The sequence below is a fragment of the Rhodococcus sp. NPDC077669 genome (assembly GCF_040686915.1).
Lineage (GTDB): Bacteria > Actinomycetota > Actinomycetes > Mycobacteriales > Mycobacteriaceae > Rhodococcoides > Rhodococcoides fascians.
This window is the reverse complement of sequence record NZ_JBFBMD010000009.1, coordinates 111,807-138,011: the sequence shown is the minus strand read 5'-3', so window position 1 is coordinate 138,011 and position 26,205 is coordinate 111,807. Positions and strand designations below refer to the sequence as shown.

Here is a 26,205-nt window from a genome sequence, read left to right as displayed (position 1 = left end):
GCCGTGTCCGAACATGTGAGGGGAGCTGCGGCTCTGCTCGGTCCTGCCGAAGTCCGCTCTCTCGCTGCCGAGCTCGACGTGCGTCCCACCAAACAACTCGGCCAGAACTTCGTGCACGACGCCAACACCGTGCGACGCATCGTCGCCTCCGCCGGTGTCGGACCTCAGGACACCGTCCTCGAAGTCGGTCCCGGCCTCGGATCGTTGACTCTCGCTCTGCTCGATGTGGCCGACGCCGTTGTCGCGGTCGAGATCGACCCCAAGCTCGCGACCCGCTTGCCCATCACTGTGGCCGACCGCGCCCCCAGCCTTGCCGAACGGTTGACGGTCATCGAAGCCGACGCGTTGCGCGTACGGGCCGAGGACATTCCGGGACACCCGACGGCATTGGTGGCGAACCTGCCGTACAACGTCGCGGTGCCTGTGCTCATTCACCTGTTCTCGGAGCTACCCAGCCTGCGGGTGGCCGTGGTGATGGTCCAGGCCGAGGTTGCCGATCGCCTCGCCGCGGTACCGGGAAGCAAGATCTACGGCATTCCCAGCGTCAAGGCCCGATTCTTCGGTGACGTCAAACGGGCCGGGGCAGTAGGCCGTTCGGTGTTCTGGCCGGTTCCCAAAGTGGAATCGGGGCTGGTGCGCATCGATCGATACGCCGAGCCGCCGTGGCCGATCGATACCGTGCACCGGAAGTCGGTATTCGCCGTCATCGACGCCGCATTCGCCCAGCGCCGCAAGACTTTACGGGCCGCCCTCGCGGGGTGGGCCGGTTCACCCGTCGCCGCGGAGCGCAGACTTCGCGAGGCCGGAATCGATCCCACTGCCCGCGGCGAAACGATCGACGCGGCAGCGTTCGTTCGCCTGGCGGCTACCGAGGCCTGACGTCTCGTCCTTACAGGTGAATGTCCGACAGTCGCGTCAGTTCGGTCCACTTCGACGCCTCGGCGCGTGCCGCTGCGACAGGTGCGTACCGGTCGGCCTCGGTGAGACTTCCCAGCTCCAAGCCGGTCGCCGACGCGATGTCTGCTACCGGAACCTGATACGTGCGGTACGGGCCGAGCGGTGGGGGATCGGTCTCGACCCGAAGCGGCTTGTCGAGAATCGGGTCGAGTGACGGCGACTGATCGAGCACGTATCCGGTGCACGCCGGTGCCGAACCCTGGGACCACGCGGCAATCTTGAAGAAGCGACGCGGTATGGCAATGCCTCGGTAGATCGGATCGTCGTCGGCGAAGATGCAGCCACTGAACACCGAGAGTCGTTGCCCGTACTGCTCGGCATGGCCCAGTACGTAATCCTCGAGCCCCAGCCACAGAGTTTTCGATTGGTTCAGAGTGGCCGTCTGCGGAGCGCACACCGTGTAGTGGAAGGTATCCGCATTGGCGCGCGTCGCGACCGACAGCTCGTCCCACACCGGATCTCGTCGGCGAACGAGATGCCCACGGTCGAGGTCGTTGTTCGAGTACAACTCGTTCCCCGCCTGCTGCGCTGCCGGGAGCCGCTCGTCCAGACGCCAATCATCGCCTCGCTCCACGTCTTTCAGGCTCGAGCCGTCGATGTTCACGCCGGTGACCGCGGCGAGGCGTCGGGCAGGATCCATGGACACCGAGAAATGCGTGTACGGAAGAACCACCAGGCCTGCTCGACCCGGCAGCGGAACGTCGATGTCGGCCAGGAAGGTCGGGTCGAAACCGAGTGGGGTCGTCATGGACCCATTGACTCACGCGTCGGTTACCGGAGGGTGAACCGCGGCGAGGTATCTCCGTTCGAGGGCCGCGTGACGCGCGGCGACCACGCGGCATTCCTCTTTCAGCTCCGGCGGGTCGAGCACGGTGAAGTCGGTGTCGAAGGCCGCGAGCCAGCGGGCGATCGACGGCAGTGAGTCTCCCGAGAGCACCACCGCACACGAGGTGTCGTCGATGGATTCGAGAGTGCCCCAGTGCTCGTCGACCATCGGGGCGATCGTCTCGATCGGCGCATGCAAGCGAATGCGCGCCCGAACCTGGGTGAACGCGCGGTCGATTCCCTTCGAGACGAACGCCGCCGCCCCGCCTGCAGGCAACTCTCGCGGGGTGAACCGAGGACCCGTCGGGATCTTCGGAATCAGGCGATCCACTCGATACGATCGCCAATCCTGGCGCAGCACATCCCAACCCAGCAGATACCACCGCGCTCCCGCCCGAACCAAGCTGTAGGGCTCCACCTCGCGCCGAGACTCGGAACCGTCGTGCTTGCGGTAGTCGAATCGCAGTCGCTCGTGACCGTGACACACCGCAGCCACCGTCGACAACACCGCCGCATCCACCGCAGACCGCGGGGTGTGCTCCACCACGTCGATACGGAGGGCATCGAGCCGATGCCGGATGCGCGACGGCATCACCTGCCGCAGCTTCGTCAACGCACGCAACGACGCCTCGCCGATCCCTGCCACCGACCCACCGGCCGCCGACTGCAAACCGAACGCCACCGCCAACGCCTCGTCGTCGTCGAGCAATAGCGGGGGCATCTCGGCACCCGGCCCCAACTGATAGCCGCCGCCGACACCCGGCGTCGCATTGACCGGATAACCGATATCGCGCAACTTGTCGACATCGCGCCGCAGCGTGCGAGGCGTCACGTCGAGCCGTTCCGCCAGCTCTGCACCCGCCCAATCGCGCCGGGTCTGCAGAAGCGACAACAGCCGCAACAGCCGGGCCGAGGTTTCCTTCATATCCACACAATGCCACCGAATGCGGACACCTTCGGTCCTCTTTGCGCTCTCTTGCCGCCACCGAAGTCCACTCAACGTGACATTGACCCCCGAAAAGTCCACCGAACGTGACATTGAGTACCCCCAGGTGGGCCGTCTGATGGTGAACCCGGCCCATGTTTCTCCACTACTGTGGTTAAACGTGCTGTCTGTCGTTCCCACGCCCGTTGTCGTTCGGGCCCCGTCGAAGGTGAATCTGCATCTTTCGGTCGGTGACCTGCGTCCCGACGGCTTTCACGAGTTGACGACGGTGTTCCAGGCGCTGTCTCTCTCCGACGAGTTGTCGGTCGTTCCGGCGAAGGCGTTGTCGGTTCGGGTGCGCGGCGACGACGCGAAGGTCGTTCCGACGGATTCGCGGAACCTGGTCTGGAAGGCCGCCGAGCTGTTGGGCCGTCGGGTCGGGCGCGAGCCGTCGGTGGAGATCACCATCGACAAGGGCATTCCGGTGGCCGGTGGCATGGCGGGCGGTAGTGCGGATGCTGCCGCGACGTTGGTTGCGCTCAACGCGATGTGGCATCTGGAGCTCTCGCGTGACGAGCTCGACGAGGTGGCGGCCGAGCTCGGTAGCGATGTGCCGTTCTCGTTGCACGGCGGTACTGCCGTCGGCACCGGCCGCGGTGAGAAGTTGCTTCCGGTGCTCTCGCGTAACAACTTTCATTGGGTTCTGGCGTTGGCGAAGGGTGGTCTGCAGACCCCTGCCGTGTACGGCGAGCTCGATCAGTTGCGGGCCAAGGGCGATCCGCCCAGGCTCGGCGGAACCGAGGATCTGATGCATGCCCTCGCGTCGGGTGATGCGCGGGCCCTCGCCCCGCTGTTGGGCAACGATCTGCAGGCCGCTGCGGTCTCGCTGATGCCGCAGTTGCGTCGCACACTGAGAGCGGGTGTCACTGCGGGTGCGTTGGCGGGCATCGTGTCCGGCTCGGGCCCCACGTGTGCGTTCCTGTGCGCCGACGCCGATGCGGCGGTGTCGGTGAGCGCTGAATTGTCCGGTGCAGGCGTGTGCCGCACCGTCCGTGTTGCGAGTGGACCGGTTCCCGGTGCTCGTGTGGTCACTAGTGAATCGAATGGTTTTTCCTGATGGTCAATCTCGTCAATCTCGAAAACGTCAGTAAGTCCTTCGGCGTCAAGCCTCTGCTCGACGGCGTCTCCCTCGGTGTGCAGGAGGGCGAACGCATCGGCATGGTCGGCCTCAACGGCGGTGGCAAGACCACCACCCTCGAGGTTCTCGCCGGCATCGAACCCCCCGATTCGGGACGCGTCAGCCGCGTCAACGGACTGCGGATGGCCGTCGTCACTCAGCGTGGTGTGTTGCCGCCCGGGTCGACGGTCGGTCAGGTGGTACTCGATCCGCTCGGGATGGCCGAGCACGAGTGGGCCGGCGATTCGCGGGTACGAAACATCCTGACCGGCATCGGTATTGCCGATCTGGGTCCGGCCGGCAGCTCCGGACTGGACGCGCCGATCGACAACCTCTCCGGTGGCGAGCGCCGACGAGTCGCGTTGGCAGCAGCCCTCGTTCAGGATCTGGATCTGTTGGTGCTCGACGAGCCCACCAACCACCTCGACGTCGAGGGCGTGCAGTGGCTGGCCGCACACCTGGTGAGCCGTCGGAGCGCGCTACTGGTCGTCACGCACGATCGGTGGTTCCTCGACACCGTCGCCAATCAGACGTGGGAGGTCGTCGGGGGTGGCATCGAAACCTACGAGGGTGGCTACAACGATTGGGTTTTCGCGCGTGCAGAGCGCTCCCGTCAGGCCGACGCATCCGAGGAGCGGCGTCGCAACCTCGCCCGCAAGGAACTCGCATGGCTGCGCCGCGGTGCTCCCGCGCGAACGTCCAAGCCCAAATACCGCATCGAGGCCGCCGAGGCATTGATTGCCGACGTACCGCCGCCTCGTGACTCCGTCGCGCTGTCCTCCTTTGCACAGCGCCGTCTGGGCAAGGTCGTCATCGAACTCGAGGACGCGCGCCTGGAAACTCCCGACGGCCGTGAGCTGGTCAAGGACTTCACGTGGCGTCTGGCTCCCGGCGAGCGCGTCGGTCTCGTCGGCGTCAACGGCTCGGGTAAGACGACGATGCTGCGTACGCTCGCCGGTGAACTGCAGCCCGCTTCGGGCAAGCGCATCCAGGGCCAGACCGTCAAGATCGGGTGGCTGAAGCAGGAATTGGACGACCTACCCAAGAAGCTGCGTGTCCTCGACGCGGTCAAGGAGGTGGCCGAGCGGATCACGTTGGGCGACAAGGAGATTTCCGCCGGGCAGCTCGCGGAAAGGCTGGGCTTCACCCCAGCTCGCCAGCGCACGCCGGTCGGTGACCTGTCCGGTGGCGAACGCCGCCGCCTGCAGTTGACGCGAGTCCTGATGGCCGAGCCGAACGTGCTGTTGCTCGACGAGCCGACCAACGACCTGGACATCGACACCCTGCAGCAGCTCGAGGACATCCTGGACGGCTGGGCGGGCACGCTCGTCGTCATCAGTCACGACCGGTACCTGATCGAGCGCATCTGTGACTCGACGTGGGCCCTGTTCGGTGACGGCAAGCTCACCAACCTGCCCGGCGGCATCGAGGATTACCTGCGCCGGCGGGCCGTCCTCGCCGCCGACGCGACGCCCGACTCGTTGACCACCGGCGGGGTGCCGCGGAAGGCAACCCGTGATGCGGCTTCGGAGCGGGCTGCCCGTAAGGAACTCAGCAAGCTCGAGAAGCTCGTCATTCGCCTGTCCAAGCGGGAGACCGAACTGCACGCCGAACTCGCCGAGGCTGCCGCTGCGCCGGACAAGCTCGTGGCCCTCGACACCGAACTCAAGCAGGTCCTCGCCGACAAGGACGTCGCCGAGGAACGCTGGATGGAATTGGCCGCCGAACTGGAGTAGAGGGCTTCGCCCATGTGAGTGGTAACTCGTAACCTGCTACGAAGTTTCATGCACATGCGCGCAGCGCATACTGTGGTCATGGCATCGGTCGTCGCAGAAGTGATGGGTTCGGATTTCGCTCGTCTGCATCCCAAGGTCCAATGGCGTTTCGGTTTGCAGTCCTCGGATCATCGGGCTCAGTTCGGGGTCGGTGTGATGGAGGAGATGACTCATTCGCGTCTCGTTCCTCCGCCGCTGCTGTGGGCCGGTCGTAAGCGAGGCCTGTTTCCTGCTGGCGTGGGCAAGGATGTGCCCTTCACCATCGCCAACTATGCGTACGTCGACGAATTGGGCCGCGAGACAATGTCTTTCGTGCGTCGCTTCGCGTTCGCCGCGCGTCCGCAGGGGATGAATTCGGTGATGGTGTCGTCGGCAGAATCCGACGCATATGCGCTCGACTACCTGGGGTTCTCGTCGGACATGGTGGTGCACACCACGTGTGCGGTCGACTCCGACGGTGGGTTGGTGCTCGAGAGCGAGGTGCCGCGGTTTCTGCTCGGTCTCATTGCGCCGAAGTTGCCGAAGGTGGCCTCTGCGGTCACGATCGGCCGGGAATGGTGGGACGCGGCTGAGGAACGGCACCGCATCGAGATCGAAGTCAAGAGCCCGGTGCTCGGCCAGTTGTTCCTGTATCGCGGGTGGTTCACCGCGGAGGAGCGCGAGTGCCGTCCCGCCGACATACCGTCCGACGCGCGGCCGCGCTCGATCGAATCACGCGAATAGCGCTACTGTTACGCGTCGATCGAAGCAGGTGAAAGGGAGTCCGCAGTGGCCGTAGTCGAAGCCGAGGTTGTCGGTGGTGTCGGGCATATCGTCCTGAACCGGCCGGAGGCCCTGAACTCGTTGAACGAGGCCATGATCCACGGCATTCGTGCGGCACTCGATGCGTGGCGGGACGACGACACCGTCGGTTCGGTTCTGGTGACGAGCAGTTCACCGCGCGCGTTCTGCGCCGGCGGAGACATCAAGGCCATCAGGCAGGCCGTGATCGACGGCGACCGAGAAGCCGGGCCGCGCTACTTCTCTGCCGAGTACGACCTCGACGAGATCATTGCGACGTACCCCAAGCCGTATGTGGCGGTCATCGAGGCCGCGGCGTTCGGGGGAGGGCTCGGAATCTCGGTGCACGGCAGCGTGCGGATCGTGACCGAGAACGCTCTTCTGGCGATGCCGGAGACGGCGATCGGATTCGTTCCCGATGTGGGCTCGAGCTACTTTCTGTCCCGGTTGCCCGATCACATCGGACGCTACTTGGCGCTGACAGGCACCCGGATCACCGGATCCGACGCTGTGACACTGCGATTGGCGACACACTTTTGTCCCAGCGAATCCGTCCAGGCGCTGAAGGACGACATTCTCGGCGGCACCGATCTCGGTGCAGCGCTCGAGCGACACACGACCCCGCCGCCGACGACGGAATTGTCGTTCGACGCGAAGGCGGTGGCCACGGTGTTCGAGAAGACGTCGCTCGTCGACATCATCGATGCTTTGGAGTGCGATACCGCGTGGTCTCGCACGACCAAGACTCAGTTGGCAACGCTGTCGCCGACGTCCTTGATGGCCACCGATGCCCTGATCGAGCGGGCTGCGGACAGTACGTTGCGGGAGTGCCTCGATCGCGAGTTGCGGCTGGCGACATGGATCATCACAGAACCGGACTTCGCCGAGGGGGTGCGCGCAGTGCTGGTCGACAAGGACCGCGCGCCGCAGTGGAAGCCTCTGGTGCTCGAGATGGTGCGACCAGAGGCCTTCCAGCGGCTGCTGTGACCGTCAGTGGGTCAGCGGTAACCCTTGGCGGGGTTCTGCAGGTCCAGCACGATGGTCTGGCCGTTGGAACGCACGTGGATCTCCGGGTTCTGCAGACCGCCGGAGACGAGGTATTCGCCGAGGAGCTGAAGCAGCTCGTCGGGGCCGACGGAGGTGTCGGGGGTGCGGATGTCGCCGGTGCGGCTGCCGAGTTCGTTCTGGGTCAGCCGACCCGCAATACGAACCGAGGCGACGCCCATGGCGGTACGACGGTCGGGTGCCTGGCCGCGGCCGAGAGACGGCGACGTGCTGCCGCTGGAGGCGTGAGCGGTGGAACGGCCGTTGGTGGGCAGGCCGTGTTCTGAGATCTGATCGCTGGTGGTCACTTCAACCTCGTTCGATTCCGTGGCGGGCTTCTCTGATGCTGCGGGCTGTGGAGCGGATGCCGTGTCGGTGGACGTGACCACTGCCGCCGGGAAATCGGTGGTGGTTTCGGCCGCCTTCTCGGCGGGTGCAGCTACCGAACTGTCGGCGCGGGCACCGTTGGACGGAGTGGAATCGGAGTTCGGCGGCGTCGCCAAACGATGCGCGGGAGCGCCACCGACCTTGATCCCGGCCAATGGGTAGTTCGTTCCCTTAGTCATGTCGTTTTCCACTTCATCGTGATTCTCGGGTGGTTCCGCGCCGAGACGCCATGATCGGAGAACTCACATGACGCCCAACTCGGCGTCGAGCACGCCAAAACGTACTCGAAGTTTGTTCGGACCGCCTGAGAGTAGCATCACGATTGTTTAGATCGCCATTTTTTGGTCCAAAGGCTTGTTCTGAATCCTGAACCACACCACGAAACCCCAGGTCACAAACCCGGCGTATACCAAGTAGAGGACAGCGGACGGGTAGAAACCGGCGATCACCAGCAGCGGGACGCCCACGATGTCCACCGCGATCCAAATGAGCCAGAATTCGGTGAGCCCGCGGGCCATGCCGAACGTCGCCAGCATCGAACCGGTGAAGATCCACGCATCGGCCCACTTGCCGAACGAACCGAGGTACCCGAACAGCTGCGCGAACACGATCGTTCCGACGACTGCGACAGTGATCATCACCAGTCGCTCACGGGCAGTGCCCCAGCGCGGAACGACGGCGGCCCCCGAGTTCCTCGAGCCGCGCATCCACCGGGCCAGCCCGTAAGCGCTGACGGCAATGAACATCAGCTGCCGTCCGGCTTGTCCGTACAGATCCAACGCCTGCGGAGTGTGGAACACCCCGCCCATGAAGACGGTGAACAGCAGCGCATTTCCGATGATTCCCACCGGCCACGCCCACACGACTCGACGCATCCCGCCGACCGCGGAGAGCAGTCCGAAGCCGTTCCCGATCACCTCGCGCCACAGCACCGGGTGGCCCAGCACGCTGAATTCGGCGTCGAGCAGATCTGTCAGCACCGCGACAGGTTACTGATCGCCTGCGGCGACGAGGGGCTCGAGGGTGAGCTCGGGCATCTCCTTCTGGATGTACTGCAGTCGCCACTTGTCGCTGACGAGAGCCAGCAGGGCACCGTCGGTCCGGGTGAAGACCTCGACGCCGCGCTGGCGGCCCAATTCGACGGCCGACGCCGCGTCGGTGCGCCGAGCAAGCGAGTAACCCAACGGTTCCATCCGAGCGTCGACGCCGAATTCGGTCTTCATTCGTGCGGTGACCACCTCGAACTGCATCGGGCCGACGGCCGCGAGAACCGGGGAGGCGTCGCCGCGAATGTCGTTGCGCAGCACCTGAACCACGCCCTCGGAGTCGAGTTGTTCGACGGCTCGGCGGAACTTCTTGTACTTGTCGGCGCTGTCGACGCGCAGTGCCGAGAAGTGCTCGGGTGCGAACGACGGGATCGGTGGGAACTCGACCTTCTTGTCGGTGTACAACGTGTGGCCGGGCGCGAGCGCGGTGGCGTTGACCAGACCGACGATGTCGCCGGGGTAGGCGTTCTCGACCGTCGTCCGGTCACGGCCGAAGACGGTGAGCGCGTACTTGGTGGTGAACGGCTTCTTGGTCTGTGCGTGCGTGACGACCATGCCGCGCTCGAACACACCCGAGACCACGCGCATGAAGGCCAGGCGGTCTCGGTGTGCGGTGTCCATGCCGGCCTGCACCTTGAACACGACGGCGCTGAAGGGATCGGTCACCGCGCGCACCCCGTCGGAGACGTCGGCCCGGGGGCCGGGTGCGGGGGCCAGCGCCACCAGGGTGTCGAGGATCTGGCGCACGCCGAAGTTCAGCATCGCCGATCCGAAGATCACCGGTGACGTCTGGCCGGCGAGGAACATCTCCTGGTCGTGTTGCTGGCCGCTCGAGATCAGCAGATCGCTCTCCTCGACGGCGGTGTCCCAGTCGACGCCCTCGCGCTGCGCGGCGGCCTCGGCCGTCATGAATTCTTCTGGCGCGATCGTGGCACCACCCGCAGTTCGGGTGAAGCGGATGTAACTGCCGTCCTGCACATCGAGCAGGCCACGGAAGTCACCAGCGATGCCGACGGGCCAATACAGAGGCGTCGGCGTCAGGCCGATGCGTGACTCGATCTCGTCGAGCAGTTCGAGCGGGGACTGACCCGGGCGGTCCCACTTGTTGATGACGGTGATGACCGGGATGCCGAACTGGCGGCACACCTGGAACAGCTTGAGGGTCTGCGGCTCGAGGCCCTTCGCGGCGTCGATGAGCATGACGGCCGCGTCGACCGCCGTCAGGACGCGGTAGGTGTCCTCGGAGAAATCGGCGTGCCCGGGGGTGTCGACGAGGTTGATCACGTTGGTGACCTCGGCGTCGGGGGAGGTCTGGTAATTGAACTGCAGCGCAGTCGAACTCACCGAAATGCCGCGCGCCTTCTCCATCTCCATCCAGTCCGAGACGGTGGAGCGACGGCCGGCCTTGCCGTGAATGGCACCGGCCTCGGAGATGACGCGCGCGTGCAGGGCGAGGGCCTCGGTGAGCGTCGACTTACCGGCATCGGGGTGTGAGATCACCGCGAATGTTCGACGCCTCGCCACCTCGAAATCGAGTTCCCTGGCCGAGTGTCGAGCGGGGCCGGAGTTCGGTCCTGACCCGTCGAGTGCTGCATCGACGTCGGGGGAACTGGGCGGGGTACTCACGAAGGCCTCTATCTCGTAGTCACGGCAACGGCAAAGGTCAAGGATACGCGGCCGGTAACGGTCACCGGTCATCGCGGGATTGCTTAGGGTGAGGGACGCGGAAGGACCGTCGAACGAGGAGATGACGCGTTGAGCAAGTTCACCGACGAGATGTTCGAGACCGCAAGCAGCAGCAAACGTGGTTTGGTCACCGGCGAGCCCGAGGCGGCGTTGCGCCAGTCGTGGGGTGAGATCCACGAGCAGGCGCGGCGGATGGCGGGCGCACTGGCCGACGCGGGGGTCGAACACGGCGACGCGATCGGTATTCTCGCCGGCCAGCCCGTCGACATCGCACCTGCCTGCCAGGCCACGTGGATGCGCGGAGCGTCGGTGACGATGTTGCATCAGCCCACCCCGCGGACAGATCTGGCCGTCTGGGGCGAGGACACCGAAACCGTCGTCCGGATGATCGACGCGAAGGCGGTGATTCTGGGAGCTCCGTTCGACATCGCCGCACCGGTGCTCGTCGAGCGCGGAATCACTGTGCTGAAGATCGACGACATGAAGTCCGGTCGCGACATCGATCCGGTGCCGACGGCCGAGACCGACATCGCGCTGCAACAGCTCACGTCCGGCTCCACCGGGTCGCCCAAGGCCGTGCGCATCACGCACGAGAACTTCTATGTCAATGCGTACGCGATGATCGATCGCATCGAGTTCGACGTCAATTCCGACGTCATGGTCAGTTGGTTGCCGCTCTTCCACGACATGGGCATGGTGGGCTTTCTGTCGGTGCCGATGCAGGTGGGTGCCGAGGTCGTGAGCATCACGCCGTTGGACTTCCTGCGCTCGCCGCTGTTGTGGGCCAAGCTCATCGACAAGTACCGCGGAACAGTCACTGCTGCACCCAATTTCGCGTATTCACTGTTGGCGCGTCGGCTGCGTCAGGCGGAGGACGATCTGGATCTGGATCTGTCCACGCTGCGTTACGCGTGGAACGGTGCCGAACCCGTCGACCCCGACACGATGATCGCGTTGGCAGAAGCGGGTGCGCCGTACAAGCTCGATCCCGCGGCCCTCGCGCCCGTGTACGGAATGGCGGAAACGACTCTCGCCGTGTCGATTCCGGACCCCGGCCAAGGGCAGGTGATCGACGTCGTCGACGCGGATCTACTCGAAACGCTCGGCCGCGCAGTCCCGTCCACCCGCGGCAACACCCGATCCCTGGCGACTCTCGGAAAGTTCGTTCCCGGTCTCGAGGGCCGCGTCGTGGACAAGGAAGGGCAGGTGCTCACCGCGCGCGGTGTCGGCATCATCGAGGTCCGCGGCAAGGCCGTCACGCCCGGATACATCACCGTCGACGGCCCCGTGCCGACACAGGACGCCGACGGCTGGCTCGATACCGGCGACGTCGGCTACATCACCGAGGACGAACTGGTCGTCGTCTGCGGCCGGGTCAAGGACGTCATCATCATGGGCGGCCGCAACATCTATCCCACCGATATCGAGCGAGCGGCGGGCACCGTCGCGGGAGTTCGGCCCGGTAACGCCGTCGCGATCCGCCTCGACGCCGGCGACAAGCGCGAAAGCTTCGCTGTTGCAGTCGAAACGAACGATATCGACAACCCCGACGAGGTCAAGCGGATCGAGCGTGAAGTGATCCACGCGGTGCATTCGGAGGTAGGAGTGCGCCCCCGCACGGTGGCAGTCCTCGGACCGGGCAGCATCCCGAAGACGTCGAGCGGCAAACTGCGACGGGCCAATTCGGTGTCGCTGCTGAACTGATCAGCGCGGGTGTACCCGATTCTGGGCGGCCTCGAGACCGACCTTCAGCAGTAGCTCGGCGGCGTCGGCGGCTTCTTCGATCACGACGCCGAGGTCCTTGCGTTCGGGCGTCGAGAAGGGCTTGAGCACGAACGACGCCGGGTCCATCCGTCCCGGCGGCCGTCCGACGCCCACGCGGACCCGCAGGTAGTCCTTGGTGCCGAGGTGCTGAGAAATCGAGCGCAGACCGTTGTGCCCGCCCTCACCGCCGCCGAGCTTGAGTCGCAGTGCGCCGAAGTCGATGTCCAGTTCGTCGTGCACGACCACGATGTTCGCGGGGTCGACGGAGAAGAACCGAGCCAGTGCCGCCACCGGCTGGCCCGAGAGGTTCATGAACGTTCGCGGCTTCGCGACGACGACCGAACGGCCGTCGAGCCGGGCCTGCACGATGTCGGAATTGGACTTCTTGTGCGACGTGAACGACGAGCCGACGCGCCCGGCGAGTGCGTCGGCGACCATGAAGCCCACGTTGTGCCGAGTCTTGTCGTACTGCGGACCGGGGTTGCCGAGCCCGACTATCAGGGCGGGGCCGTTTTCGGTGCTCACGGGCGTCATTCTTCCATCGATGGTTCGAAACGAACGGCGCGCCGTCTCCCGAAGGAGAACAGCGCGCCGCTCGAGATGCAGGGGAGAGAATCAGCTCTCGTCGGAGCTGTCTTCGTCCTCGGAAGCTGCTTCTTCCTGAGTCTCGGCCTCGCCGGTCTCGGAGATCGGCTCGGTGCCTTCGCCGTCGGCCTCGAGGTCTTCCTCGGACGGTGCCTCGACGACGTTGACCAGGAGGGTCTCGCCGTCGGAGATGAGGGTGACGTCGGACGGCAGATCCAGGTCTGCTGCGGTGATCTGCGTGCCGATCTCGGCACCCTCGACGGAGACGACGAAGTTCTCCGGGATCTCGAGCGCGTCGGCCTCGATCTCGACGGCGGTCGAGTCGGTGGTGACGAGGGTGCCCGGTGCGGCGTCGCCCTCGACGATGATGTTGACCTCGACGGTGACGCGCTCGCCCTTGTTCAGGACGAGGAGGTCGGCGTGCTCGATGCTGCGACGGATCGGGTGCACGACGATCGACTTGGTCAGTGCCAGCTGCGACTTGCCGGCGATGTCGAGGGTGAGCACAGCGTTGGTGCCGTCGTTACGCAGCACGGCAGCGAATGCGCGGGCGTCGAGTGCCAGGTGCTGGGGGTCGGTTGCGTGTCCGTACAGAACGGCGGGAACGAGGCCGTCGCGACGAGCGCGGCGTGCGGCACCCTTGCCGAATTCGGTGCGGACCTGTGCGGTGAGGTTGTTTACCTTCGATGCCATGGTGCTACATGCTCCTGATAACTGTGATCTGTGGTTCGTGCGGCGTACTTCGTCGGGCTGTCAAACTCGTCGGGGCGGACACGAACGAGCGCGGCCAACGGGGCCGAGCCGCGTCGATAACGGTGGATCCTCATGAGCCGGATCTACCCTCGCCGAGACAACCTGGAAGACAATACACGACCAGGTCACGTGCGCGGAAGTTCGACCCCTGCTACGAACTTCCGCTCACGTGCGAGCGCAGCGAGCAACTCGGCGGCCACCGACCGGGCGACGGCGACGGCGTCGTCCCGACCGCCTGCGGTTCCCATGACCACCGCACCTTCGTGCAGCAGTGACAATCGAGTCCCGAGTTCGTCTGAATCGGGGTATCCGGCATCGGTGGCCAGGCGTGCGAACAGCGATCGCGTCCACGCCTTCTCCGACTCGATGATGGCCAACACCGGGCTGTCGGTGCCGCCGAACTCGGCGAATGCGTTGACGAATCCGCAGCCGCGATGGTTGTCGCGCATCCACAGGTCGAGTGCGTCGTAGACCCCGAGTACACGCTGCTCACCCTGGTCGAGGGAGTCGACGTACTGCGTCACGTGCGCACACCAGAGGTCGTATCGACGCTTCAGGTAGCGCTGCACCAGGCCGTCCTTGGAGCCGAAGCGGTCGTACAGGGTCTTCTTGGTCGTGCCGGCTTCCTCGGCGATCAGGTCGACGCCGACGGCGCGGATTCCGCGGTCGTAGAAGAGCTCGCTCGCGACGGCGAGGATTCGTTCCGCTGCCGGGGTCAGTGGCTTGTCGTGCATGGCGACCTTTCGAAAGCGCTGGTCGGAGTGGGGTTCACTGCGAGTATACAGACCTGTATGTTTACATCGCTTCCATGACCTCACGCATCGACGTTCTCGCCGGTACAGCTCTGGTGATTCTGTGGAGTTCCGGCTTCATCGGAGCAGAATTCGGCACCGCCGAAGCTCCGGCCCACACGCTGCTGGCATGGAGATACCTGGTGGCAGTCGTGCTCCTCGTCGCGTGGTGCCGATGGCGACGACTCACCCCGACGTGGCACGCGCTGCGTATCCACGCAGTCCTCGGCCTCTTCTGCCAGTTCCTCTACCTCGGTGCCACCATCACCGGCATCGGCATGGGCGTCCCTCCGGGCGTCGCCGCCCTGATCGCTGCATTGCAGCCGCTGGTGGTCGCGCTGGCCTCGAGCAGGATATTCGGCGAACGCGTCGGATCGAGAGGAATTCTCGGCCTCGTCGTCGGTATCGCCGGAGTGACGCTCGTCGTCGTCGGTGACCTGTCCGGTGCCGATCTCGCCTGGCCCGTCTACCTGCTTCCTGCCGCGGGCATGCTGGCGCTGTCGGCCGGGACGATCGGGCAACGGCTACTGGATCCGAAAGAACCCATCGCGCTGGCCATGGCCATCCAATGTGGCATCAGTGCAGTCGGTTTCATGACGTGGAGTGCACTTGCCGGTGACGCGGTACCGCCGATGACGACGGGTTTCTGGGCTGCGGTGGCGTGGACGGTGGTGCTGTCGACCTTCGGCGCATACGGCGCGTACCTGTTCGTCGTGCGCCGCAGTGGACCGACTCGTGCCAGTGTGCTGCTCTACCTGACACCGCCGACGACGATGCTCTGGGCTTTCGTGATGTTCGGCGACGCGGTCACGTGGTTCGGTATCGCGGGCCTCGCAGTCTCGGGGATCGGGGTCGCCGCCTACCTCAGCGCACATCCGGACCGTAGAGCCCGCTCACGCGCCGGCGAGCGCAGCGAGCATCGTGTCCAACTCGGCGAAGGTGACGAAGTAGTGCGGGGATGCACGGACGACGGCGTCGAGTCCCCGGCCCGTCATGTCCAGTCGAGTGGAACCGCGATGGCTCACCGTGACCGTCACGTTTCGGTCGGCAAGTCGGTCGCGGACGGCCACCGGCTCCTCACCGTCCACGGTGAACGAGACGATGCCGCTCTTGCGGTCACCGAGATCGTGGACGGTGACCCCGGGAATGCGTCGCATGCCGGTACGTAGGTACTCGGCGCGCTCGGAGATGGCGTCCGCGACGTCGTCGATGCCCAGTTCGAGTAGATAGTCGACGGCCGCGCCGAGTGCGAGCCGGGCTGCGACGTCGCATTCCCAGAACTCGAAACGTGTTGCGTCGTCGGCCATTCGGTAGGTGGACGAGTCCTCCCACTGCGCGCTGTGCAGATCGAGAGCCGGTGGATGCAAGCTCGCGGCCAATTCCGGACGCAGGTAGAGGAACCCGGTACCTCGGGGCCCGCGTAGCCACTTGCGACCGGTGGCCGACAGCGCATCGACGCCGAGTTCGTCCACGTCAACCCGCAGCTGGCCGATGGACTGACACGCGTCGAGCAGAACGAGGGCACCGTGTCGATGGGCGAGATCGGCCACCGCGCGGGCCGGGTTGATCAAGCCTCCGTTGGTGGGCGCGTGCACGACCGACACCACCCGGACTCGGTCGTCGAGCATCTGTTCGAGGGCGTCCACGTCGATGCACCCCGACGCGTCGCTCGGAATCACCTCGACGGTGGCCCCGGAGACCTCGGCGCGGTGCAGCGCGGAAATGGCGTTGCTGGCGTACTCGGCCTCGCACAGCAGGATTCGATCCCCGGCCGACAACAGCACCGAGTAGAAGAAGTCGGTCCACGCGCGGGTGGCGGAATCGCTCAGAGCGATGGTCGACGCCGGTGCCCCGATCAGGGTTCCGATCGACGTCTTGACCGCCGCGAGATCGTCGAGGCGTTCGCTCGCGGCCCGGTACCCGCCGATCTCCGCCTCGCGGCGCAGATGGGCGATCGCGGTGTCGACGACGACGGTGGGCGGCAGCGAGGAGCCGGCGCTGTCGAGAAATACCCGGCCCGACGCACCAGGGGTGTCGCGGCGAATGCGGTCGTGATCGAGCATCGATAGTCCTTCCGGTAGCGAACTCTCGGGCATCAGGGTTCCACAATCGGTAGCCTCGATACGACGCGGGATCTCGGCGTTTTCGATCCTGGCAGCTGGGTACATTGCGTAGTCGGATCGCGGTGAGTGGGAAAGAAGGAAATGTGTCCTCCAACGAGAAGTCCCTCGAGCTGAGCACGCGCCCAGCCATCGAGGCATACGTGTCGAAGGTGTGTTTCAAGCTGGGGCCACCGTCGCTCATCGGTGCCGAACTCGAATGGCTCACCGCCCTCGACGACGGTTCGCGGCCCTCCCTGTCAGCTTTGGCCGCTGCGCTCGGTGATCACTCCCCGCGCAGTATCGCTCCCGAGTCACCCGCCCTGACGTTGCCGGGCGGAAGTATCGTCACCGTCGAACCGGGCGGCCAAGTCGAATTGTCCAGTTCGCCTTCTATTTCCGTTTCCCAGCTCGAACCGCTGCTCGACGCCGACGCTCGACTGTTGCACGACATGCTCGGTCGCGACGGCATCTCCATCAGCGCAGTTCCCGCCGACGCCCTGCGAGATCCCGAACGACTACTGGTCCTACCGCGCTATTGCGCGATGGAGAACCGCTTCACCACTATCGGTCCTTTCGGCAAGCTGATGATGTGCAACACCGCCGCTACCCAGGTCAGTGTGGACGCCGGACGTGATCGGGCCGAGGTCACTTCGCGATGGCAGATGCTGCACGCCATCGGCCCGGCCTTCGTCGCTGCGTTCGCGCGCTCTCCCGAACTCGCCGGGGCACCGGCGGGTGCGTGGGCATCGCAGCGAATGCGCACCTGGCTCGAACTCGATTCCAGTCGGACCACGGTACCGAACACGGGCGATCCGATCGCCGATTACGCGCGGTGGGCACTCGACGTTCCGCTCCTCTGTATTCGGGGAACCACCCAGAACTGGGAAGCGCCGTCCGGCATCACTTTTGCGCAGTGGCTCGACGATCCGAGCGTTGTCGGTCGCCCGGCAACCTACGCCGATCTCGACTACCACCTGACGACGCTGTTCCCGCATGTCCGAGCCTGCGGGCACCTCGAAATCCGTTACCTCGACGCGCAACCCGACGGGCAATGGGTGATACCGGCCGCCGCGTTCGAGGCGCTGCTGTCCACTCCCGATCTGGTTTCCCATGCCACCGAACTCGGCGCAGGCACAGCCGGTCGGTGGCTCGGTGCGGCCCGGGCAGGTCTGGCCGATGGCGAGTTGCGCAGGGCCGCAAGCGACGTGCTCGATCTCGCATCATCCGCGGGAGGAGAGTTCTCCCAGCAGCTGCGTGCGGCATCTCGGAGATGTCGCGCCGGTATTTCGCCCCACGAATTCGATGCGGTGTCGCCGACATCGCAGAGCCGAAAGGAATCGGTGTGAGCGCCGAAGAACTCAGGACCAGAATCGAGACCGTGCTGACTCGGAGCCGGTCCCGCAGTGCCTCGCTCACCGAGTGCGTGGACGAAACCGAACTGATGGCTCAGCATTCGCCGTTGATGAGCCCGCTGATCTGGGATCTGGCACACATCGGCAGTCAGGAAGAACTCTGGCTCGTGCGCGATGTCGGCGGCCGCGATCCGGTGCGGCCGGACATCGACGAGTTGTACGACGCGTTCAAGCACTCGCGTTCGTCGCGAACGTCCCTGCCGCTCCTGACGCCCGAGGAAGCGCGCGCCTACGTGCATACCGTGCGGGACAAGGCCTGGGACGTGTTGGAGCACAGCACGTTCGAGGGTCGGCCGGTCGAGAAGCACGGGTTCGCGTTCGGAATGATCGCCCAGCACGAGCAGCAGCACGACGAAACCATGCTCGCAACCCACCAGTTACGTTCCGGCCCAGCCGTTCTCACTTCTCCCGCACCGCCGACGTCCACGATGCCGGTGGCGGGGGAAGCCATCATTGCCGGTGGGCCGTTCACGATGGGAACTTCCCTGGACCCGTGGGCGCTGGACAACGAGCGGCCTGCACACGCCGTGCACGTGCCGACCTTCGCCATCGACCGCGCCCCGATCACCAACGCGCAGTACATGAACTTCATCGCCGACGGTGGCTACGAGCGCCCCGAGTTGTGGACGGAGAAGGGGTGGGCGCACCGCGTCGACGCGCAGCTCACCGCCCCGCAGTTCTGGGAGTCCGATTCCGACGGCACCTGGTGGCGTCGGAGCTTCGGGGTGCGCAGGCCGGTGCGTCCGCAGCAACCCGTCGTGCACGTGTGCTGGTTCGAGGCCGACGCCTACGCGCGCTGGGCAGGCAAGCGGCTACCGACGGAAGCGGAATGGGAGAAGGCCGCGCGGTACGACGCGGCGTCGAACACCACCGGGGCCTATCCCTGGGGCGACGCCGAACCCACTGCTGCACATGCCAATCTGAATCAGCGACATCTCGAACCGGCCGATGTGGGGGCGTATCCGCAGGGTGTGTCCTCGGCCGGGGTCCATCAGCTGATCGGTGACGTGTGGGAGTGGACGTCCTCGGATTTCGAGGCGTACCCGGGATTCGAGGCATTCCCGTATGCCGAGTATTCGGAGGTGTTCCTGCGCGGTGACTACAAGGTGTTGCGCGGCGGCTCTTTCGGTACCGACGAGGTCGCCTGCCGCGGGACGTTCCGAAATTGGGATCACCCGATTCGTCGGCAGATCTTCAGTGGGTTCCGGTTGGCCCGCGACGTCGAGTCGCACTGAATGTGCCGTCATCTCGGGTACCTCGGAGCAAACACCTCGGTCGGGTCGCTGCTGACCCGGGGCAAGAACTCCCTGCGCACACAATCGTTCGCGCCCACCGACATGCGGGGCGGCGGCACCATCAACGCCGACGGGTTCGGCGTTGCCTGGTGGGACGGCGACGACACCCTGCGCAGCTATCGCAATCCGATGCCCATCTGGACCGACCCGGCGGTCGACGATGCTCTGCCGCAACTGGAGTCGACGTCGGTGATCGCGGCGGTCCGATCGGCCACCGTGGGAATGCCGGTCGAACGCAGTGCCTGTGCCCCGTTCACCGACGAGCGCTGGGCATTCAGCCACAACGGCGTCGTGTTCGGTTGGCCGGAATCGTTGGCGGAGCTGTGGGCGGAGATTCCGCCGACCGATGCGTTGATGCTGCCGGCCCCTACCGACGCCGCCGGATTGTGGATCGTGCTGCGAAACCTGTTGCGCACACACGATCCCGAGTCGGCATTGCGCATGCTGGTTCGAGAGGTTCTGGCCAGGTCGCCCAAGGCGCGCCTGAATTTTCTGCTCTCGGACGGCACGTCCATGTATGCCACGGCGGTGCATCATTCGCTGTCGGTACTGCAGACCGAGGATTCGGTCACGATCGCCTCCGAACCCGTCGACGACGATCCCGAATGGATCTCTATCGACGACCGCAGCATCGTCGTCGCGACAGCGACCGGTGTCACCGTTTCGACCCTGGAAGAATGAAGGAGAGTCATGAGCACGGTGGACGTACATCTGACCGATACGACGCTGCTGGACGAATTGCGCAAGGACGTGCGGGAGGGCTTGACGGCCGACCCGAAGTGGCTCTCGCCCAAGTATTTCTACGATGCCGTCGGCAGTGAGCTGTTCGAGCAGATCACGGTGCTGCCGGAGTACTACCCGACCCGCACCGAGCGCGCGCCGATCGAGGAGCATGCACTCGACATCGCCCGGGCCACCGAATCGACGATGCTGATCGAGCTGGGCTCGGGTTCGTCGGAGAAGACCAAGCTGCTGTTGTCTGCCGGCATCGAACACGGTTCGCTGAGAACGTATGTGCCTCAGGATGTGTCCAGTACCGCCTTGGAGGGTGCTATCGAGCAGATCTCGAAGGAGTTCCGGACGCTGGAACTGCACGGCATCGTCAGCGATTTCACCGACACCCTGCACAATCTTCCCTCCGGAACAGGCCGCACCATCGCCTTCCTCGGCGGCACTCTGGGGAACCTCATCCCGCAGGAACGCGAGGAATTCCTGGCGGCCGTAGCGGACGCACTCGAACCCGGAGAGTTTCTGCTGCTCGGGGTGGGCTTGGTGATCGATCCGGACGTGCTCGTTCCCGCGTACGACGACGCGGCCGGGGTGACAGCCGAGTTCAACCGAAACGTGTTGTCGGTCCTGAACTCTCGGCTCGGCGCGAATTTCGACCCCGAGGCTTTCGAACACGTGGCACTGTGGAACGCCGAGCACGAGTGGATCGAGATGCGATTGCGGGCCACAGCTGCGCAGGAGGTGTATTTGCAGGATCTCGACCTGCACGTGCACTTCGAGTCCGGAGAAGATCTACGTACCGAGATCTCCGCGAAGTTCCGGCCGGACGGCATTGCCGGTGAATTGAAGATGGCGGGCTTCGACGTCCTCCATCTGTGGTCCGACGCAGATTCGCGCTTCGCTCTGATCCTGGCCGGAAGGGTCTGAACGGACTGCTGGCATTGCGGGCACCACTGCACACTATGTTCGCCGATCGACGGGATTCCGTCGATCGGCGTCGGTAGTGCGCAGCCCTGCCCGTCGATGCCGCGTATTCACGGGAGTCGACGTCCCGTTGCTGCAATCGACTTCCGGCGACGACGCACCACCGTGATGATTTCGTCCACGACGCGATCGAGTTCGGCAAGCGCTGTGGCCGCCGAGTATCGCAGCACCAACCATCCGTCGAGCACCAACTCGTTCTGGCGTCGACGATCGTTGTTGAACGTCGCGGGATCGGTATGGAACTCTCGTCCATCGATCTCGACGATGACTCGTGCGGAAAAGTCGACCAGGTCGCCGTAGAACCTACCTACGCGCGCATTGATCTCCATTGTGAAGTGGCGAGCTTTCAATGCCCGCGCCACCACCCGCTCCGGCTCGGACAGGGTTCTCGGGCAACAGGTTCGGAGCTGCTTGCGCACTGCAGCCATCCCGTCCATGCCCTTTGCCGTGTCACACAGTTCAGCGACCCGACGCCACGGCACGTGATTGTCTATGGCGTTGTCGAAGAACTTCTCGAGATCGGGCGTCGACAAGCAGGTCGCGACGTCGACGAACGTTTGCTCCAGGGACACCACTCGCATGCCGCGTCTCGTGGTGGTGTCGCCGAGAACTCGGCGATGAACTCGGATCCAGGGCACCGACCTCGACTGGCCGGTCGGGCCGACAGTGACGTCGACCAGACGCGGTTCGTATTGGATCAGTCCCCATAACCATGCCGCACTTTCGTGACTCAGTGCGGCGTCCGGTCTCCACAGGGTGGCCCCGAGGCACAGTCCGAAATAGTCCGGCTTCTCCGTCGCGTAGACCTTCGGTAGCAGTCGCACCAGCTCACCCGACCGCGACCGCCTCGAAATCGTGCTCGTGCTGATTCCTTGTGCGAGCAATTGCTGCACTGTGTAGACCCCCATTGCTACACCGTTGCGGCTGACGGGCCCACGCAACAGTGGCAATCTCGCAATTGTGGATAACTCGACGACGTTATCCACAGGACTGCCCGGCGGAGCGGGCACGGTTGCACGCTACGTTCGCCGATCGACGGAATTCCGTCGATCGGCGTCGGTAGTGCGCAACCATGCCCTAGTAGCCAACCCGATGCGCTCGTGCCCGATCAGGTGTCCGCCAACGCGAGTACCGGCGAGATTTTGTTCGCCCGCCGCGCCGGTGCCAACGATGCTCCGAGCGCCAGAAGCCCGCCGCACAGTACCGTGCCTGCGATGACGGCCCAGGGGAGTGTCGGAGCAGACACGCCGCCGCCGCTCAGCGAACCCAGCAGCGATTGTGCTGCGGCCCAACCGTATCCGATTCCGAGGATCAACCCGAAGCCCATCGACGCGACCACCATCTGGGTGCTCTCCGAGACGATCATGGAACGAATCTGCTTGCGGGTGAATCCGAGTGCGCGCAACAGACCGATTTCCCGGGTACGTTGCAGAATGCTCAGCAGCAGGTTGTTCACCATGCCGACCGCGGCGATGACGGCGGAGAAACCGATGAGGCCGGTCATGATTCCGACGGTCACCGTCAGCACTTGACCGATGGTCTCCTCGTCGTACTCGTCGGCGAGCATCGATCGATAGCTGTACATCGCGACTGCGAAGGTGACCACCAAGGTCACCCCGATGAGCAGGCCCACTGCAGTGCGGGTGCTGCGATCCGGATAGCGAATTGCGTTGGCGGACGCCAATCGTGCGGCCGGCCCGCGGCCCGCCATCCTTCCGACGAGTCGGAGCACGCCGGGCAGGATTCGGTACGCACCCACCATGATGCCGGTGAACGATGCCACACCGCCGAAGAACGCGACCAGTACTCCGCCGGGGTTGACCATCCCGATCAGCACACCGAGGCCGAGCAGCACGACACCGCCCGCGATGAGCACGATCGACAACACCGTCCGTACCCGCCGCGACCGTGGAGTCTCGATTCCGGTGTCGACGGCACCTCCGGTCGCCTGAATCGGAGTGACGTCCAGAACTTTCCGTGATCCGACGTACGACGCCAGCGTCGTCGTCAGAACCACGGTGACGACGGGAAGGACCACCAGCGGTTGTACGGACGTGTACTGCACATCCGGCAACTGACGGGCCGAGACCGCGACGGCGCGGGCCAGGTGACTGACACCGACACCGAGCACCAGACCGACTGCGCCACCGAACAACCCGACGAGGAAGCCTTCCCGGGCGACCGATCGACGCAGATCGCGAGCCCGGGCACCCAGTAGGCGGAGCAGCGCGATGGTGCGGGTGCGGCCGGCCACGATCGTCGCGAACGTGTTGGAGGTGACGACAGCCGCGACATACAGGGCAAGGCCGATGAACACCAGGGCCACGCAGTACAACGCCACGATTCCGGTGCTGTCGCTGCCGTCGTCGAAGATGTCGACCAGAAACGCAGTGGCCTGGATCAGCACGACGCCGAAGAACGACGCGAGCGCCGTCACCAGAATGCTCGCACCGTGTTCCCGAGACGCCCGAGCAGATGTGGACACGCTCATCGGAGAACACCTTCCATTCCCAGCATGTAGTTCGAGATCTGTTCCGGCGTCGAGCGTCCCAGTTCGTCGACGATGCGGCCGTCGGCGAGGAAGACGATGCGATCGGCGTAACTGGCCGCGACTGGATCGTGGGTGACCATCACGATGGATTGACCGTACTGATGTACTGCCGCAGCGAGGAGGCCGAGAACCTCACGCCCGGTGCGGGAATCGAGGTTTCCGGTGGGCTCGTCGGCGAAGATCAGCTGCGGCCGAGTACCCAGAGCTCGAGCGATCGCGACGCGTTGCTGCTGGCCGCCCGAGAGCTGATGGGGCCGGTGCCCGACGCGGCTCTGCAACCCCAGGGTATCGATGAGTTGCTCGATCCAGGCCGACTCCTCGGCGGTGGGCGCGCGGCCGTCCAGCTCGAACGGCAGCAGAATGTTGTCCCTGACGTCGAGCGTCGGAACGAGATTGAACGACTGGAAGATGAAGCCGACCTGCTTGCGGCGCAACGTCGTCAGAGCGTCGTCGCCCGCCGACGTGATGTCGGCTCCGGCCAGCATGAGCTGCCCGGAACTGGGGGTGTCCAACCCTGCCATGACATGCATGAGGGTGGACTTGCCGGAACCCGATGGCCCCATGATGGCGGTGAACCTGCCGCCGTGAATGTCGAGAGAGACGTTGTCGAGCGCGCTCACCGGGTTGGACGAGTCGCCGAAATGCTTGCTGACTTGGATTGCCCGTGCAACAGGGCCTGCTGTGATCGTCATGGCAACAACGCTATGAATTCGCAGGACCGAAGTAATCAGGCGCGAGTCTTCGCGTCGTACATCTGCAGGATGACTTCGGTGTCAGTCTCCAGTCAGTCCGTGCTCGAAGGCGTAGACCACCAACTGCACCCGATCACGCAGGTGGAGTTTGGCGAAGATGCGGCTGATGTGTGTCTTCACGGTGGCTTCGCTGAGGTACTCCAGCTCGGCGATCTCGGAGTTGCTCAACCCGCGTGCGGTGAGCCTGAACAGCTCCTTTTCCCGCGCCGTGAGAGTGGCGAATTCGGCCGGTGCCTTCGGTACAGCGGGAGTCGGGGTGAAGTGCGCGAGCAGGCCGGTCGTCGCCGACGCAGCAATGACCGAGTTGCCCGCGTGCACCGTGCGGATCGCCGCGAGGAGGAACTCCGGGTCGGCGTCTTTGAGGACGAATCCGCTTGCACCGGAACGGATTGCACGTGCAGCGCTCTCGTCGAGATCGAACGTCGTCAAGACCAGAATCCGGGGCGGGTGCTCGGATGCGGCCAGGATCTGCTCGGTGGCGGCGATACCGTCGAGCACCGGCATCCGCACGTCCATGAGCATCACGTCCGGCGTTGCGGACGCAGCGAGTGCAACGGCCTCGACGCCGTTCCCCGCTTCCCCGACGAACTCGAGGTCGGACTGGGAGGAGATGAGCATACGAATGCCCGCCCGGAACAGTTGCTGGTCGTCCACCAGGGCCACTCTGATGCGTTCGCTCATGACACTTTTCCCTTGCTGGCTTCGGACGTGGCAGGCAGCCACGCAGTGACGGTCCACGACGAGTCGTCACCGGACGCGATGCACGTACCGCCCGAGAGGCCGGCACGCTCCTTCATGCCGGCGACCCCGTGGCCGGAGGATTCGGTGACCGAACGGCCGGGACGGACACTGTTGCGGACCGTCAGTTCGACGCCGGCAGAATCGGATTCGATGGTGACGGACACCGGCTCGTCCGGGTCGCCGTGGCGCAGCGCATTGGTCATCGATTCCTGTGCGATGCGGTACAGCGCCAGGTGCGCTCCGGCCCCCAACGACGAGCCGGTGGTGTCGATGGTGGCGTCGATCTGCAGACCGGTGGCCCGCATCGAGGCGAGCAGTCGATCCAGATCCTCCGATGTCGGGTTCGGCAGGTCGCCTTGGCTGTGCCGCAGCTGGCCGAGTAACACCCGTACATCGGACAGCGCGGCGCGGGCGGTATCGGAGATGGTGGTCAGTGCGGTGTCCACCGCGGCGGGATCGACAGCGCGTACGTACCGCGCGCCGTCGGCCTGTGCGATCACCACGGCCAGCGAATGCGCGACGATGTCGTGCATGTCGCGGGCAATTCGGTTGCGCTCCTGCTCGATTGCCACCTCGTGCTCGGCGCGGGCCTGATGAACCTCCGCGAGCTCGCGCGCGTGTGCGGATTCGATGGCGGTGCGCCTGGCGTAGGCGAGGCGGCCCAGTGCCCAGGACAACCCCAACATGGCCCAGAGGCCGGCGAGGAGCAGAGCGAACTGCGCGATTCGGGGTTCCTGGTAGCCCTCTTCCGTCGGCGGGCCGAACGGATTGCCGTCCACATACGCCAGATACAGCGCTGCGATGACTCCGCCGCCGACTGCCGATGCCAGCCCGAGGCGTCGAACCACGTTGTCGCCGTACGCGGCCGTGCAATACAGAATTGCGAAGATCGCAGTGTCCGCAGACAGCGGCAGCACTCCGGTGACCATCTGCACGACGGCCAGCATCCAGGCGAGCGCCAAGGACCATCGTGGTGATCGGCGTCGGATGGCCAGTGCAACGCCGAACCCGACCAGAACGCCCACACCTGCGGTACCGGCGACTCCGTTCACGGTGGACGCCAGCAGCAGCAGGACGAACACGACCGCGTACGCGGCGTCGAGTACCTGCCGTGAGATCGATAGCTTGCGCAGCACTCGATCAG

At 65.1% G+C, this 26,205-nt stretch carries 24 protein-coding genes and 1 pseudogene; 11 read left to right on the top strand and 14 right to left on the bottom strand.

The features are described 5' to 3' along the window. Positions 1-3: 3 nt before the first annotated feature. The gene (gene rsmA / locus AB0P23_RS13575; RefSeq protein WP_206498313.1) at positions 4-879 is read left to right on the top strand and encodes a 16S rRNA (adenine(1518)-N(6)/adenine(1519)-N(6))-dimethyltransferase RsmA; all 876 of its coding nucleotides are present in this window, start codon (positions 4-6) and stop codon (positions 877-879) included. A 10-nt stretch (positions 880-889) separates the two neighbouring features. Here rsmA and AB0P23_RS13570 read toward each other — a convergent pair whose 3' ends face one another. Continuing rightward, positions 890-1,705, bottom strand: coding sequence for a DNA/RNA non-specific endonuclease (locus AB0P23_RS13570; protein WP_206498312.1), 816 nt, complete (start codon positions 1,703-1,705; stop codon positions 890-892). A 12-nt stretch (positions 1,706-1,717) separates the two neighbouring features. Next, positions 1,718-2,707 (bottom strand): YafY family protein, encoded by a 990-nt coding sequence (locus AB0P23_RS13565; RefSeq protein WP_206498311.1) that lies wholly within the window; start codon positions 2,705-2,707, stop codon positions 1,718-1,720. A gap of 181 nt (positions 2,708-2,888) precedes the next feature. Between AB0P23_RS13565 and AB0P23_RS13560 the strand changes: the two genes are divergently transcribed. The 4 genes from AB0P23_RS13560 to AB0P23_RS13545 all read left to right on the top strand — a co-directional run bounded on the left by AB0P23_RS13560 (position 2,889) and on the right by AB0P23_RS13545 (position 7,426). Continuing rightward, positions 2,889-3,824 (top strand): 4-(cytidine 5'-diphospho)-2-C-methyl-D-erythritol kinase, encoded by a 936-nt coding sequence (locus tag AB0P23_RS13560; RefSeq protein WP_032371216.1) that lies wholly within the window; start codon positions 2,889-2,891, stop codon positions 3,822-3,824. After that, positions 3,824-5,620 carry an ABC-F family ATP-binding cassette domain-containing protein gene (locus tag AB0P23_RS13555; protein WP_363797849.1) on the top strand — a complete coding sequence of 599 codons (1,797 nt, stop codon included), beginning with the start codon at positions 3,824-3,826 and terminating at the stop codon, positions 5,618-5,620. The genes AB0P23_RS13560 and AB0P23_RS13555 overlap by 1 nt, the downstream gene beginning before the upstream one ends. A 78-nt stretch (positions 5,621-5,698) precedes the next feature. Beyond that, a complete protein-coding gene (locus AB0P23_RS13550; protein ID WP_363797848.1) occupies positions 5,699-6,382 on the top strand; it encodes a DUF4166 domain-containing protein in 684 nt (227 codons plus the stop codon). A 45-nt stretch (positions 6,383-6,427) separates the two neighbouring features. Continuing rightward, entirely contained in the window at positions 6,428-7,426 is a 999-nt protein-coding gene (locus tag AB0P23_RS13545; RefSeq protein WP_206498310.1) for an enoyl-CoA hydratase/isomerase family protein, read from the top strand. Between the two features lie 11 nt (positions 7,427-7,437). Here the strand turns inward: AB0P23_RS13545 and AB0P23_RS13540 are convergent, their stop codons facing one another. From AB0P23_RS13540 to AB0P23_RS13530, 3 genes are all read right to left on the bottom strand, one after another. Next, on the bottom strand, positions 7,438-8,049 hold the full coding sequence (locus AB0P23_RS13540) for a hypothetical protein (RefSeq protein WP_206498309.1): 612 nt from the start codon (positions 8,047-8,049) through the stop codon (positions 7,438-7,440). A gap of 147 nt (positions 8,050-8,196) precedes the next feature. Beyond that, the gene (locus tag AB0P23_RS13535) at positions 8,197-8,850 is read right to left on the bottom strand and encodes a nicotinamide mononucleotide transporter family protein (protein ID WP_206498308.1); all 654 of its coding nucleotides are present in this window, start codon (positions 8,848-8,850) and stop codon (positions 8,197-8,199) included. A 9-nt stretch (positions 8,851-8,859) separates the two neighbouring features. After that, a complete protein-coding gene (locus AB0P23_RS13530; protein ID WP_032364118.1) occupies positions 8,860-10,542 on the bottom strand; it encodes a peptide chain release factor 3 in 1,683 nt (560 codons plus the stop codon). 129 nt (positions 10,543-10,671) lie between these two features. Here AB0P23_RS13530 and AB0P23_RS13525 point away from each other — a divergent pair, with 129 nt between their 5' ends. Then, complete coding sequence (locus AB0P23_RS13525; protein ID WP_027496084.1) at positions 10,672-12,306, top strand: fatty acyl-AMP ligase; 1,635 nt, start codon at positions 10,672-10,674, stop codon at positions 12,304-12,306. Here the strand turns inward: AB0P23_RS13525 and pth are convergent, their stop codons facing one another. From pth to AB0P23_RS13510, 3 genes are all read right to left on the bottom strand, one after another. Further along, the gene (gene pth / locus AB0P23_RS13520; RefSeq protein WP_032373025.1) at positions 12,307-12,900 is read right to left on the bottom strand and encodes an aminoacyl-tRNA hydrolase; all 594 of its coding nucleotides are present in this window, start codon (positions 12,898-12,900) and stop codon (positions 12,307-12,309) included. It abuts the gene before it with no gap. 81 nt (positions 12,901-12,981) lie between these two features. Beyond that, positions 12,982-13,644, bottom strand: coding sequence for a 50S ribosomal protein L25/general stress protein Ctc (locus tag AB0P23_RS13515; RefSeq protein WP_027496086.1), 663 nt, complete (start codon positions 13,642-13,644; stop codon positions 12,982-12,984). Positions 13,645-13,829: 185 nt separating this feature from the next. Beyond that, positions 13,830-14,438 carry a helix-turn-helix domain-containing protein gene (locus AB0P23_RS13510; RefSeq protein WP_363797845.1) on the bottom strand — a complete coding sequence of 203 codons (609 nt, stop codon included), beginning with the start codon at positions 14,436-14,438 and terminating at the stop codon, positions 13,830-13,832. A 74-nt stretch (positions 14,439-14,512) separates the two neighbouring features. On the opposite strand from AB0P23_RS13510, the pseudogene AB0P23_RS13505 reads away from it, so the two are divergent. Then, a pseudogene (locus AB0P23_RS13505) lies at positions 14,513-15,343 on the top strand (DMT family transporter); the annotation flags it as partial. Between the two features lie 45 nt (positions 15,344-15,388). Here the strand turns inward: AB0P23_RS13505 and AB0P23_RS13500 are convergent. Further along, positions 15,389-16,558 carry an aminotransferase class V-fold PLP-dependent enzyme gene (locus tag AB0P23_RS13500; RefSeq protein WP_032373114.1) on the bottom strand — a complete coding sequence of 390 codons (1,170 nt, stop codon included), beginning with the start codon at positions 16,556-16,558 and terminating at the stop codon, positions 15,389-15,391. 143 nt (positions 16,559-16,701) lie between these two features. Here AB0P23_RS13500 and egtA point away from each other — a divergent pair, with 143 nt between their 5' ends. From egtA to egtD, 4 genes are read left to right on the top strand one after another with little or no spacing between them, the layout of a single operon-like run. Further along, entirely contained in the window at positions 16,702-17,943 is a 1,242-nt protein-coding gene (gene egtA, locus AB0P23_RS13495) for an ergothioneine biosynthesis glutamate--cysteine ligase EgtA (RefSeq protein WP_363797843.1), read from the top strand. After that, the gene (gene egtB / locus AB0P23_RS13490) at positions 17,940-19,244 is read left to right on the top strand and encodes an ergothioneine biosynthesis protein EgtB (RefSeq protein ID WP_363797841.1); all 1,305 of its coding nucleotides are present in this window, start codon (positions 17,940-17,942) and stop codon (positions 19,242-19,244) included. Before egtA ends, egtB begins: the two co-directional genes overlap by 4 nt. Continuing rightward, positions 19,245-19,985 (top strand): ergothioneine biosynthesis protein EgtC, encoded by a 741-nt coding sequence (egtC, locus tag AB0P23_RS13485; RefSeq protein WP_363797840.1) that lies wholly within the window; start codon positions 19,245-19,247, stop codon positions 19,983-19,985. Positions 19,986-19,994: 9 nt separating this feature from the next. After that, complete coding sequence (gene egtD / locus AB0P23_RS13480) at positions 19,995-20,960, top strand: L-histidine N(alpha)-methyltransferase (protein ID WP_363797838.1); 966 nt, start codon at positions 19,995-19,997, stop codon at positions 20,958-20,960. A 107-nt stretch (positions 20,961-21,067) separates the two neighbouring features. Here egtD and AB0P23_RS13475 read toward each other — a convergent pair whose 3' ends face one another. The 5 genes from AB0P23_RS13475 to AB0P23_RS13455 form a co-directional block, all read right to left on the bottom strand. Further along, positions 21,068-21,925, bottom strand: coding sequence for a DUF559 domain-containing protein (locus tag AB0P23_RS13475; RefSeq protein WP_032373019.1), 858 nt, complete (start codon positions 21,923-21,925; stop codon positions 21,068-21,070). Between the two features lie 200 nt (positions 21,926-22,125). Then, a complete protein-coding gene (locus AB0P23_RS13470; protein ID WP_363797836.1) occupies positions 22,126-23,508 on the bottom strand; it encodes an FtsX-like permease family protein in 1,383 nt (460 codons plus the stop codon). Continuing rightward, entirely contained in the window at positions 23,505-24,260 is a 756-nt protein-coding gene (locus AB0P23_RS13465) for an ABC transporter ATP-binding protein (RefSeq protein ID WP_206498306.1), read from the bottom strand. Before AB0P23_RS13465 ends, AB0P23_RS13470 begins: the two co-directional genes overlap by 4 nt. Before the next feature lie 81 nt (positions 24,261-24,341). Next, entirely contained in the window at positions 24,342-25,001 is a 660-nt protein-coding gene (locus AB0P23_RS13460) for a response regulator transcription factor (protein WP_032364108.1), read from the bottom strand. Continuing rightward, complete coding sequence (locus AB0P23_RS13455; protein WP_363797834.1) at positions 24,998-26,197, bottom strand: sensor histidine kinase; 1,200 nt, start codon at positions 26,195-26,197, stop codon at positions 24,998-25,000. The genes AB0P23_RS13460 and AB0P23_RS13455 overlap by 4 nt, the downstream gene beginning before the upstream one ends. Positions 26,198-26,205: the final 8 nt, after the last annotated feature.

Coding starts and splice junctions, on each gene's coding strand:
- AB0P23_RS13550 (WP_363797848.1), top strand. CDS start 5,699: ATGGCATCGGTCGTCGCAGAAGTGATGGGTTCGGATTTCGCTCGTCTG.
- AB0P23_RS13475 (WP_032373019.1), bottom strand. CDS start 21,925: ATGGGGGTCTACACAGTGCAGCAATTGCTCGCACAAGGAATCAGCACG.
- AB0P23_RS13510 (WP_363797845.1), bottom strand. CDS start 14,438: ATGCACGACAAGCCACTGACCCCGGCAGCGGAACGAATCCTCGCCGTC.
- AB0P23_RS13555 (WP_363797849.1), top strand. CDS start 3,824: ATGGTCAATCTCGTCAATCTCGAAAACGTCAGTAAGTCCTTCGGCGTC.
- AB0P23_RS13470 (WP_363797836.1), bottom strand. CDS start 23,508: ATGAGCGTGTCCACATCTGCTCGGGCGTCTCGGGAACACGGTGCGAGC.
- AB0P23_RS13460 (WP_032364108.1), bottom strand. CDS start 25,001: ATGAGCGAACGCATCAGAGTGGCCCTGGTGGACGACCAGCAACTGTTC.
- AB0P23_RS13515 (WP_027496086.1), bottom strand. CDS start 13,644: ATGGCATCGAAGGTAAACAACCTCACCGCACAGGTCCGCACCGAATTC.
- egtC (WP_363797840.1), top strand. CDS start 19,245: ATGTGCCGTCATCTCGGGTACCTCGGAGCAAACACCTCGGTCGGGTCG.
- AB0P23_RS13570 (WP_206498312.1), bottom strand. CDS start 1,705: ATGACGACCCCACTCGGTTTCGACCCGACCTTCCTGGCCGACATCGAC.
- egtD (WP_363797838.1), top strand. CDS start 19,995: ATGAGCACGGTGGACGTACATCTGACCGATACGACGCTGCTGGACGAA.
- AB0P23_RS13565 (WP_206498311.1), bottom strand. CDS start 2,707: ATGAAGGAAACCTCGGCCCGGCTGTTGCGGCTGTTGTCGCTTCTGCAG.
- pth (WP_032373025.1), bottom strand. CDS start 12,900: ATGACGCCCGTGAGCACCGAAAACGGCCCCGCCCTGATAGTCGGGCTC.
- AB0P23_RS13500 (WP_032373114.1), bottom strand. CDS start 16,558: ATGCTCGATCACGACCGCATTCGCCGCGACACCCCTGGTGCGTCGGGC.
- AB0P23_RS13465 (WP_206498306.1), bottom strand. CDS start 24,260: ATGACGATCACAGCAGGCCCTGTTGCACGGGCAATCCAAGTCAGCAAG.
- AB0P23_RS13540 (WP_206498309.1), bottom strand. CDS start 8,049: ATGACTAAGGGAACGAACTACCCATTGGCCGGGATCAAGGTCGGTGGC.